The sequence below is a fragment of the Pseudomonas entomophila L48 genome (assembly GCF_000026105.1).
Classification (GTDB): domain Bacteria; phylum Pseudomonadota; class Gammaproteobacteria; order Pseudomonadales; family Pseudomonadaceae; genus Aquipseudomonas; species Aquipseudomonas entomophila.
In genome coordinates this window covers 3,389,152-3,399,722 of record NC_008027.1, presented here as the reverse complement: position 1 = coordinate 3,399,722, position 10,571 = coordinate 3,389,152, and the positions used below count along the sequence as shown (strand labels likewise).

Annotated in this window: 7 protein-coding genes; 4 read left to right on the top strand and 3 right to left on the bottom strand. The window is 58.3% G+C overall.

Going from position 1 to position 10,571, the window contains the following annotated elements:
- Positions 1–169: 169 nt before the first annotated feature.
- The gene (locus PSEEN_RS14695) at positions 170–2,767 is read left to right on the top strand and encodes an Ig-like domain-containing protein (RefSeq protein ID WP_011534328.1); all 2,598 of its coding nucleotides are present in this window, start codon (positions 170–172) and stop codon (positions 2,765–2,767) included.
- 358 nt (positions 2,768–3,125) lie between these two features.
- Positions 3,126–5,663 (top strand): hypothetical protein, encoded by a 2,538-nt coding sequence (locus PSEEN_RS14690; RefSeq protein ID WP_011534327.1) that lies wholly within the window; start codon positions 3,126–3,128, stop codon positions 5,661–5,663.
- Positions 5,664–5,868: 205 nt separating this feature from the next.
- On the opposite strand, the gene PSEEN_RS14685 is transcribed toward PSEEN_RS14690, so the two are convergent.
- Positions 5,869–7,455, bottom strand: coding sequence for an ABC-F family ATPase (locus tag PSEEN_RS14685; protein ID WP_011534326.1), 1,587 nt, complete (start codon positions 7,453–7,455; stop codon positions 5,869–5,871).
- Between the two features lie 338 nt (positions 7,456–7,793).
- Complete coding sequence (locus PSEEN_RS14680) at positions 7,794–8,519, bottom strand: META and DUF4377 domain-containing protein (protein WP_231845272.1); 726 nt, start codon at positions 8,517–8,519, stop codon at positions 7,794–7,796.
- A gap of 510 nt (positions 8,520–9,029) precedes the next feature.
- Here PSEEN_RS14680 and PSEEN_RS14675 point away from each other — a divergent pair.
- The gene (locus PSEEN_RS14675) at positions 9,030–9,845 is read left to right on the top strand and encodes a beta-barrel pore-forming toxin monalysin (protein ID WP_011534324.1); all 816 of its coding nucleotides are present in this window, start codon (positions 9,030–9,032) and stop codon (positions 9,843–9,845) included.
- Positions 9,846–9,963: 118 nt separating this feature from the next.
- Positions 9,964–10,104 carry a hypothetical protein gene (locus tag PSEEN_RS26670; RefSeq protein ID WP_158020260.1) on the top strand — a complete coding sequence of 47 codons (141 nt, stop codon included), beginning with the start codon at positions 9,964–9,966 and terminating at the stop codon, positions 10,102–10,104.
- 12 nt (positions 10,105–10,116) lie between these two features.
- On the opposite strand, the gene PSEEN_RS14670 is transcribed toward PSEEN_RS26670, so the two are convergent.
- The gene (locus PSEEN_RS14670) at positions 10,117–10,458 is read right to left on the bottom strand and encodes a DUF2388 domain-containing protein (protein WP_011534323.1); all 342 of its coding nucleotides are present in this window, start codon (positions 10,456–10,458) and stop codon (positions 10,117–10,119) included.
- Between the last annotated feature and the right edge of the window lie 113 nt (positions 10,459–10,571).

Genomic DNA, 10,571 nt, shown 5'->3' with positions numbered 1-10,571 from the left:
ATGAGTCGCTCCATGAGAGCCGGTTTTGCAATTAGCTGTTGGCTGCCCCTTCGCACCGGCGACAGCGCGGGTTTCATGGGCTGTGTCCCTGGTATTTTTGCCAGTTTCGCCTGATTGCCAAGCTCACTAAGGTCTTCGGGAACCGTGCAGACGCACACCGGAGACCGCCATGCCCAGACGCGAAACCTCTCGAGTCTCAACGTTGTTCTCGCCCCTCAAGGTGATGGTCTGCGCACTCATCAAGCTCATCGCCGAGCTATTCACCCGGGAAACCGCCACAGCCCCCTCCAAGGCGGCCGAAACGCCATTGCGCTTGATCGTGCTTTCGCCCGACGGCAATTCGGACAACGATTTTCCCCAGGATTCACCGCCGTTCAAACTGTGTCACGGCGCCAGGCATCGTTTGGAGGTCAGGGCTCCGGATGGCAGTACATGGGTCGGTCAAAAATTGAGCGTGCACTGGGAAGTGGGGCGGCCAGAGACCTACGGCCTGAGCGCGATACCTCCCTTCAAATTTGACAGCACATTGCCGCCCGAGGACGAAGCGAGTTACCTGTGCTTGTCCAGCGAAACCGGCGCGAACTGGGAGCTGAGCGCGAAGGGAGGAGTGGCGCAGTCCGGTCACAATCTACTGCTGGCCCTGGGCAGCTACTGGAAGGCCCCCAAGTACAAATTCTCGATGGATGTGGGCGATTTCCATTTTGTAGTCACCGAGCTGACATGGAATGAGGTGGTACCGATTGTCGATCCTCCCACCTCCACGCTCCTGACGGCTACCGTGAGCAGCCCTTTTGACGATGCCCGTGTCATGTCGGGGAAACGGGTGAGTTTCAAGCTCAACGGCGCCGACTATGGAGAGCCCGTGCTGACCGGGGAGGACGGGAAGGCGTGCTTGTCATATACGCCCTTGGCTGGGGAGATAGGGGCTGATAACCGAGTGACCTTCAGCGCATTTTGCAAAGATGACTTGGATAAGACCAGCGAAAGTGAACCGCTGGCACTGCCTGCCTTTGCCAGCAATGCATGGCCAGCTCAACTGAAGGTGGAGCTTCGCGACGATGAAGGTACGCTCATCCCATTCAGCGTGTTGGGGGCGAGGTTGACCCAGGGCGGTCGTCACACGTTGACCCTGGTACCCGAGGCGGGCAGTTCTTTTATCGGCCAACCGACCAAGCTGCTGTGGCCAGGGGAGTGGGGGCAGTTGGGGATTGAACTGTTCCCCTCCACCGGTGAGCCCGAACACGGGAGGCCGTTGCCCGAGGCGGGGCTTGGCTGGGACGTTCGGGGCGGTGGTGAAAGCGGGCAGTTCAACCTGTTGGTTGCAATGTCTGCTGTGCAGATGCCTTTTCTGCTAACAGGGGTGCAGATGTCGGGCAACCTGGCAGACGAAGCGGATCTGGAGGTCACAATCGAGGTGAAAGAGAGACCTCCGATCTTCCACCGGGGCATAGGCAAGGCTGTACGCATCGTGCCGAAGGCGGGGAGCCCGCTGGGAGAGATGGAGCTTGCCGCCACGTTGCATTTTCAGGAACTCGAAGCGCAATTCCCGCAACGCCAGGTGCAGTCCACCCCAGACTATGGCACGGAGAGTGAAACGGTGACGGCGGCTGGCGTCGAGTGGGTGCTCCGCCCTCGAGATTCGGGCGATGGCAACAGCGGTCAGTTTGGCCTGGAAGTCAGGATGCCCGGTTTCCGCACCGCGCTGAAGCTGGACAAGGCGTTGGCGCTGTCCGACGTGTTGAGCGAAGAGGCGCAGGTGTTCATCGATGACAGCGATGTACCGCTGGACGGCAATGTGCTGGTTTTGCGGCGAAACAAACCGCTCACCATCAGATTGGTGCCGCAAGCGCACAGCGGGCTGGGAAGAACCCCGCTCAAGGGTTGCCTGACGTTTGAGAGTGAGGGGCTGAGTGAGGGGCAGGTACCTGCGGTGCCGGACTATAAGGACATGCGGGCAATGGTCGAGGGGGTCTTGAGTTGGACACTGACGGGGGGGGACGTCAGTGGCAGTTTGAAGCTGCAGATCCATGTCGAAGGGTTCAGCGGACCGACCGTGTTGACAAAGGTGGTGCTGCTGTCACAGCACTTGATTGACGAAGGTGATCTGATTATCGAGAGGGCAAGTGAGCGGGTTGCACCTATTTTCCAAGTCGGAGTGAGAAAGAGCGTGCGCTTCGTGCCGAAGACGGATAGCCCACTGGGCCTGGCGGGGCTTTCTGCGACGTTGAAATTCAATCAGAAGGAGGCGCAGTTGTCGGAAACGTACCTGCCCGCGACACCGGGTTATGGGCAACCAGAACCCGTGACACCGAACAGTGGCGTCACTTGGGCGATCGTGCCAAGGGAGAGTCGCGGCGAATTCGGCTTGCGCGTGGAGATACCCGGTTTCACGGAGTCATTGGATATGGAAACAGGTTACTTGATGTCACGAAACCTGGGTGACGAAATCAATATGTACATCAATGAGGTGTATTTTGATCGCGTGATGAGATTGAAGGTCAATGTATTAACCGAAGTCCTAGTGATGAAACCCGATAAGCACCCGGAAAGCCCGCTGGGAAGAACGCGGCTCCGCGGCTGGGTGAATCTCATCGAGGGCGGTGGGGGGATAGGTGTCTTGCCGGAATTCGGAACAATGAAATTCATGGATCCAGGCGGTATAGCTTGGCACATTGGCAGTGATAAATATCCGGGAGCTTATACGCTGGAAATATGGGTGGAGGGTTTTGCTACACCGAAAGTCATCAATGTGGTGACTGAATTATGACGATGTTCGACGCAGGGGGCATACCTATCAAATTGACCAGGGTTTCATATGAACATGCGTTGCCTCATGGCTGTTGGGGCATTCCCTTTGCAGGCAAGCTGAGCAGGCCTGATGATTTTGGACACCTGACCAGTTCAAAGCCGCTCCCACAGGGGGCCCGGAAAATCAATGGGAATGAGTGGCTCCATGAGCGCCAGCTTTGCCGGTGAACAGCCGTTGCAATCAGCTGTTGGCTGCCCCTGCGCCCTGGCGACAGCGCGCTTCATGGGCTGTGCCCCTGATATTTTTGCCAGTTTCGCCTGATTGCCAAGCCCACTAAGGTCTTCGGGCACCGTGCAGACGCACACCGGAGACCGCCATGCCCAGACGCGAAACTTCTCGAGCTTCAACGTTGTTCTCGACCCTCAGGGTGATGGTCTGCGCACTCATCAAATTCATCGCCGAGGTATTCACCAGGGAATCCGCCAAAGCCCCCCTCAAGGCGACCGAAACGTCATTGTGCTTGATCGTGCTTTCACCCGACGGCAATTCGGACAATGATTTTTCCCTGGATTCACCGCCGTTCAAGCTGTGTCACGGCGCCAGGCATCGCCTTGAGGTCAAGGCACCAGATGGCAGCACTTGGTTAGAGCAGAAACTCAGCCTGCGCTGGATGGGCGCTGACGGCACTGCGCCTAGCCTCTACGGTTTGAGCGCCGAGCCTGCATTCGTCACCGACACTGTCGATGAGGAAGCCAGCTATCACGTTCTATCTGCCACGGGGGCCGAGTGGGCGCTGACGTCGACGCCTGGCGATGCCGTGCTGTCCGGCGATGTGACGCTGGGCCTGGGCAGCTACTGGCAGGCGCCCATGTATCCGATCAGCGCGCACGTGGGCGATCACTGGTACGGCATTGTCACCGACCTGGACTGGGACGGCACGGTCCCAATTGCCGAGGGTGGGAAACCCACAACCTTGACCGCCACGGTGAAAAGCGTCTTCGACGTCGAGCGCCCCATTCAGGGTGCCAGGGTGACGTGGACGGTTGCAGAGCAGGTGCCCCGGGTCATCGAGACCGATGTGGAGGGCAAGTCGAAGTTTGAGTACACGCCCTCGAAAGATGACATCGTTGAAGACCATATAACGATCAAGGCCACCTGCGAAGACGCATTGGGGCACAACACTTGGCGAGATCGAAGTCTCCGGGCCTATGTCGAGGCTCCCTGGCATGAACAACTGAAGGTGGTCTTGCGGGAAAAGGATGGGGAGGTTATCGAGTTCACTTCTCAGGGCATGCGCTTGGTTCGTGGTGGTGATTACCAGCTGATGCTGACCCCTGATGGCGATTTCTTTCTTGGCGACAGCCTCTCACTGGATTGGTTGGACGGCAGCGGCGAGCTGGGCATCGAGTTCAGTCCCACGGGCCCACGGGAGATGCCACCGGAGGGGCTTACCTGGGACATCACCGGTGGCGATAAGAGCGGGCTATTCAACCTATATGTAAGGTCGTTGCAGTTGGGCGAGAGCCTACTGTTTAAGCAACCTGGGGTGCAGATGTCGGCCAACCTGGCTGAAGAGGCCGAGATGACGCCCAAGGAGTCTGTTGGCGGCCTGCCGCCGATCTTCCACCGAGGTGACGAGATAGAGGTGCGCATCGTACCGAAGGCCGACAGCCCGCTGGGGCTTATGGAGCTTGCCGCCACCCTGTACTTCGAACAAATCGAAGAGCAGTTCTCGCAGGGTCAGATGCCGTCTACGCCAACATATGGCACGAAGAGAGAGGGGGTTACGAATGCGGGGGTCGCATGGTGTCTCAAGGCCGCGGATAGCGGAAACAGTGGTCAGTTTGGCTTGACGATCAAGATGCCCGGCTTCACAAACGGGTTGATGCTGCCAAAGGCGCTGGCACTGTCCCGTGAGCTGGGCAACGAAGCGCAGGTGTTCATCAATGACGATGAGGAGCCGTTCGGCGCCAAAGCACTGGTTCTGCGCCGGGGGAAGCCGCTCTGCATCAAGCTTGTGCCCAGAGAGCACAGTGGGCTGGGGAGAACCCCGCTCAAGGGCTGGATTACCTTTGACGGTGGGACCTTGGATGAGGAGCAGGTACCCGCAAACCCAGGTTATGGGGAAAACCACAAGCAAGACATGACTGAGCAAGGCTTGAGCTGGACGCTGAGGGGGGCAGACGTCAGCGGTAGTTTCACTTTGAGAATCTGTATGGATGGTTTTTCGAACGAGATTGTCTTGAGCGAAGCAATACTTTTATCCCTGGACTTGACCGATGAACTTGATCTGGCTGTCGGTTGGAATAACAAGGGGGTGTTCTGGGGTGGGCAAACTAGGCTCGCAAGTATGTTGGCGAAAGCGAGCAGCCCTTTATGGGGGCATGACAAAATCACTGCGTGGGTGGAGTTTGTCGAGCTGTCCCATTTGAAGGAAAGTGATGTAGTGATGGAGCCGGATTATGGTGTCGAGCATTTCGTCTTGCCAGGTGTTTTCTCGTGGGAAATCAATGGTCAGTCAGACGCAAAAGGGGTGTTCGGACTGACGTTTAATTTCGGAGATTCGACGCCCCCTCTTGATGTGGGGAAGGCTGCTTTGATTCCAAATTCTTTTGCCCAAGAGGTGCCGCTGCACCCCAATCCTATTGATGCTTCCAGCGGGTTCGCGGTAGTCGGTTTGGATGTGTCACCTTCCAGCCCCTTATTTGAGCTTGATCTCACGGTGACGTTAAGTGTGCACAGGTTAGGCGAGGGTGTGAAAATAGATTGTAATCCACCATTTGGGGAGCCCGTACCAATAAGGCGCTCAACTACCTGGATGATTACCAAGACGCAGGCGTGTGCTGGGGAATTCGTCCTCCTTGTTGAGTGTGATGGCTCTGCAGATAAGTATTTTGTGTACGGTAAGGTTTAGTGAGTGGGCGGTCTAAGGCTTTGCTACTGAACTTGAGCCCACGCACTGAAGCAGGTTGACCCGGATAGTCATGAAGGCTTCCGGCAAAGCGTGAACAGAACAACCCGACTCCTACAGGGAGCTATAAGAGTCGGGCGCGGCTTTTTCGACTGTCGGCTCTACTTCTCATTGGAAAGCAGCTGGCAACAGCTGAGTTGGCAATGAGTCAGACCAACACACCTTGACTACGCAGGTAATCGTCGTAAGTCCCGCTGAAGTCCACCACCCCATCAGGCGTCAGCTCGATGATGCGGGTAGCCAGCGACGACACGAACTCACGGTCATGGCTGACGAACAGCAGGGTGCCCGGGTAGTTCTCCAGCGCCAGGTTCAGCGCCTCGATCGATTCCATGTCCAGGTGGTTGGTCGGTTCGTCCATCACCAGCACGTTGGGCTTTTGCAGGATCAGCTTGCCGAACAGCATGCGGCCCTGCTCACCCCCGGAGATCACCTTCACCGACTTGAGGATCTCGTCGTTGGAGAACAGCATGCGCCCCAGGGTGCCGCGGATCACCTGCTCGCCGCTGGTCCACTGGCCCATCCAGTCGAACAGGGTGACGTCGTCCTCGAAGTCGTGGGCGTGGTCCTGGGCGTAGTAGCCCACTTCGGCGCTGTCGGTCCACTTCACTTCGCCCTTGTCCGGGGTCATCTCACCGACCAGGGTGCGCAGCAGAGTGGTCTTGCCGATGCCGTTGGGGCCGATGATGGCGACGCGCTCGCCGGCTTCGATGGCGAAGCTGAAATCCTTGAACAGCACCTTGTCGTCGAAGGCCTTGGCCATCTTCTCGACGGTGACGGCCTGGCGGTGCAGTTTCTTGGTCTGCTCGAAGCGGATGAACGGGCTGACCCGGCTCGACGGCTTGACCTCGGCCAGCTGGATCTTGTCGATCTGCTTGGCGCGCGAGGTGGCTTGCTTGGCCTTGGAGGCGTTGGCCGAGAAGCGGCTGACGAAGGTCTGCAGCTCGGCGATCTGGGCTTTCTTCTTGGCGTTGTCCGACAGCAGCTGCTCGCGAGCCTGGGTGGCCGCGGTCATGTATTCGTCGTAGTTGCCCGGGAACACGCGCAGCTCGCCGTAGTCCAGGTCGGCCATGTGGGTGCAGACGCTGTTGAGGAAGTGACGGTCGTGGGAAATGATGATCATGGTGCTGTTACGCGCCGTGAGGATCGTTTCCAGCCAGCGAATGGTGTTGATGTCCAGGTGGTTGGTCGGCTCGTCGAGCAGCAGCACGTCCGGATCGGAGAACAGCGCCTGGGCCAGCAGCACGCGCAGTTTCCAGCCTGGCGCCACTTCGCTCATTGGGCCGAAGTGCTGTTCCAGGGGAATGCCCAGGCCCAGCAGCAGCTCGCCGGCGCGGGATTCGGCGGTGTAGCCGTCCATCTCGGCGAATTCGGTTTCCAGCTCGGCGACGGCCATGCCGTCTTCTTCGGTCATTTCCGGCAGCGAGTAGATGCGGTCACGCTCGGCCTTGACCTTCCACAGCTGCTCGTGGCCCATGATCACGGTGTCGATCACGGTGAATTCTTCGTAGGCGAACTGATCCTGGCGCAGCTTGCCCAGGCGGGTGTTCGGCTCGAGCATCACCTGGCCGCCGGACGGCTCCAGGTCGCCGCCGAGGATCTTCATGAAGGTCGACTTGCCGCAACCATTGGCGCCGATCAAGCCGTAGCGGTTGCCGTTGTTGAATTTGACCGAGACATTCTCGAACAGCGGCTTGGAGCCGAACTGCATGGTGATGTTAGCAGTGGAGATCAATGCGCTTACCTATCAATAACTTACGTGGCGTCTTAGCAGCTACGGACCAATCTGGAGCTTTTCGTGCTCCTGCCAGTCGTTGGACGAGTTGATCCAGCGTGCATACGCCGATGAGCGCATTTGCACGCAGTGCCCGAGCTGTTGGGCGAAAAATGCGGGGGTTGAGGCCGAACATTGCGCGCATTGTCGCATAGGTATGAAGACAGTTGTATGGGGACTGACGGCTGATCCCATGCTCTTTCATCACAGGCATCGACCGCATGGGCAGATTGGATGACTGCTCGGCATGATTATCAGGTTGCAGGCAGATTGCTATCGGCCTGCAACCAACGGTGCGCTTACTCGCCTTTGCCAGAAGCATCCTGCTCGACCACTAGGTCCAGCACATAGACGTGCGACGGCGCGTCGGCGGGCGGGTTCTTCCACGCGTACTGCTTCACTCGCAGCACGGTACGTACGCCATCATGGTGCTCATAGCCCTCGATGGACTGGTACAGCGGTTGCCAGGCACCCTCGGTTGGTAGTTGCAGGCCGGCGTCGTCATAACGGCGCTCGCGTACTTGCAGGCACTGGTAGTTCGGGATCAGCGGGTGGCTGCATTTGACGGTCTTGGCGGCCACCTCGAGGAATTTGATCTCGCCCTTGCTGCCGTAGCGGGTCTCTGGGGTGGCTTCGCCGTGGAACTTCAGCACCGAACCGTCCTGGGCAGTCAGCAGCAGCTCTGGCTCCGGGCCGGTCGTGGTGATGACCGTGCGCAGGTCGCCTTTGAACAGGCGGCCGACCTGGGCATCCAGGTCCATCAAGCGCTTGTCGCACGCCATCAGGGTCGAGGCGAGTGGCTGTACCTTCAGTACACCGTCCTGATAGCTGTAGCCCCCGAACTGCGCGTTGCAGCCGCCGCTGATGTTCAGTTTCCTGTCGAAGAAGTTCAGCCGCAGCTTGCGTTCGACGCCATTGTCCAGGCTGGCGATGGGGTTGCCGGAAGCATCCTTGGCGGAAGCCAGGTTCCAGTAGTAGGCCGAGAGTGCTGGCTGGGCTGCGACAGACGAGGAAGTGGCGGGCATGGAAGGCGACCCTTCATGGGAAGTGGAAGCCGGGGTGCAGGCTTGAAGCAGGGCTGCACAGACGGCAACAAGGAGAATGTTGTGTTTCATGGTTTTGCTCTTTCAGCCTTGAAAAGTGATAGCTGCGGCCTCTGTACAGAGGATGCGCGCGCGGGTAAACCGGGAAATCGGGGCCGTTATGGAAGGGGCCCGCGACGTTGATCCTACCCGGCCCGCACGTCGAACCGGGCGACCTCAGTCGTTATCGATGGCAAACAGACAGCATCCATTACGTTCAGTTTCTGGGAGTTGGGTATATGGCGACCTGGGAGTGTTGCCAAATCTTACAAGGTGGGCCTCAGGCGCGCGTTGCAAGTCGTTGAATCAAATAAGTACGGGCAGTGCGCTTACGCGCGTGGGCGTCAATCGCTGCTCCAGCGACGCGGTAAATCGGCCTTGAGCATCCTGTGCAACCTTCGATACTTCGCAGCGCCATCTGGCACTTTGAACTCATGCAACGAGGGAAGGACGATGACGATCAAGGAAGAGCTGGGCCAGCCTCAAAGCCATTCGATCGAACTGGACGAGGTGAGCAAGGAGGCCGCAAGTACGCGGGCCGCGTTGACTTCCAACCTGTCTGGCCGCTTCGACCAGTACCCGACCAAGAAGGGCGACTTTGCGATCGATGGTTATTTGCTGGACTACAGCTCACCCAAGCAAGGTTGCTGGGTGGACGGTATCACTGTCTATGGCGATATCTACATCGGCAAGCAGAACTGGGGCACTTATACCCGCCCGGTGTTTGCCTACCTACAGTATGTGGAAACCATCTCCATTCCACAGAATGTGACGACCACCCTCAGCTATCAGCTGACCAAGGGGCATACCCGTTCCTTCGAGACCAGTGTCAACGCCAAGTACAGCGTTGGCGCCAACATAGATATCGTCAACGTGGGTTCGGAGATTTCCACCGGGTTTACCCGCAGCGAGTCCTGGTCCACCACGCAGTCGTTCACCGATACCACCGAGATGAAGGGGCCAGGGACGTTCGTCATTTACCAGGTCGTGCTGGTGTATGCGCACAACGCCACCTCGGCAGGGCGGCAGAATGCCAATGCCTTCGCCTACAGCAAAACCCAGGCAGTGGGCTCGCGGGTGGACTTGTACTACTTGTCGGCCATTACCCAGCGCAAGCGGGTCATCGTTCCGTCGAGCAATGCCGTCACGCCGCTGGACTGGGATACGGTGCAACGCAACGTGCTGATGGAAAACTACAACCCAGGCAGTAACAGCGGACACTTCAGCTTCGACTGGAGTGCCTACAACGATCCTCATCGCCGTTATTGAGCCTGGTCCATCGCTTATCATGAAGCGCTTGATGAAAGCCTAGGCCATGCCTGAACCTCCTGTCTGCGCGGGGTCAAACCTGAGCAAGGCCTGACTTTGCCAGGCAGGAGGTATTCAGATGAAACGAACGACCGCTTGGGCCGTTGCAGTGTGTGGTGTGTTGCTGCTCAGTGGCTGCTGGCCTTACTGGCACGATGGCGGGCATCACCGGCATTACTACGATGGCGATCATCATGGCCAGGAGTACCGTCGGTACTGACCCCGAAAAGTCTCAGAATGTCGTCACTATCGCGAGGGCCAGCTGATCATCCGTCATGGGCGCAGGGTCGTAGGCTGCGTGATAGTAACGAACGGCCTGCTCGAACTGCGCCCCGCGGATCTTGCCCCCTGAGCCAATGAAGGTGAGTGCATCGTCCTTGGCGGGCTTGAAGTTGTCCTTCGCCATTTCGGAAAGTCCGGTGGTGGCGGTAAAGGGTGTGAAAGGGAGGATGGTGATCAGTAACATGACACCTTCATACGTGCCCTTTTTTTCATCCGCAAAACCCTGTGCGCTGATCGTTGCCAGGAGGGCAAAGACCAGGGTTTTCCATGCCGCCATGCGTGCTGCTTCCATGCTGTCAGGTTCAGGGGCGCTACGATAGCAAGCCTGGGGTACTTATTGACAACAAAGAACCTGACGGCATCACGCTCAGGTCTGTAGCGCGGCCGTACCTTTTACCTTCCGAG

What these genes read in the sequence shown, in the direction of transcription:
- PSEEN_RS14695 (WP_011534328.1), top strand. Translation starts at nt 170, where the DNA reads ATGCCCAGACGCGAAACCTCTCGAGTCTCAACGTTGTTCTCGCCCCTC.
- PSEEN_RS14690 (WP_011534327.1), top strand. Translation starts at nt 3,126, where the DNA reads ATGCCCAGACGCGAAACTTCTCGAGCTTCAACGTTGTTCTCGACCCTC.
- PSEEN_RS14680 (WP_231845272.1), bottom strand. Translation starts at nt 8,519, where the DNA reads ATGCCCGCCACTTCCTCGTCTGTCGCAGCCCAGCCAGCACTCTCGGCC.
- PSEEN_RS14675 (WP_011534324.1), top strand. Translation starts at nt 9,030, where the DNA reads ATGACGATCAAGGAAGAGCTGGGCCAGCCTCAAAGCCATTCGATCGAA.
- PSEEN_RS26670 (WP_158020260.1), top strand. Translation starts at nt 9,964, where the DNA reads ATGAAACGAACGACCGCTTGGGCCGTTGCAGTGTGTGGTGTGTTGCTG.
- PSEEN_RS14670 (WP_011534323.1), bottom strand. Translation starts at nt 10,458, where the DNA reads ATGGAAGCAGCACGCATGGCGGCATGGAAAACCCTGGTCTTTGCCCTC.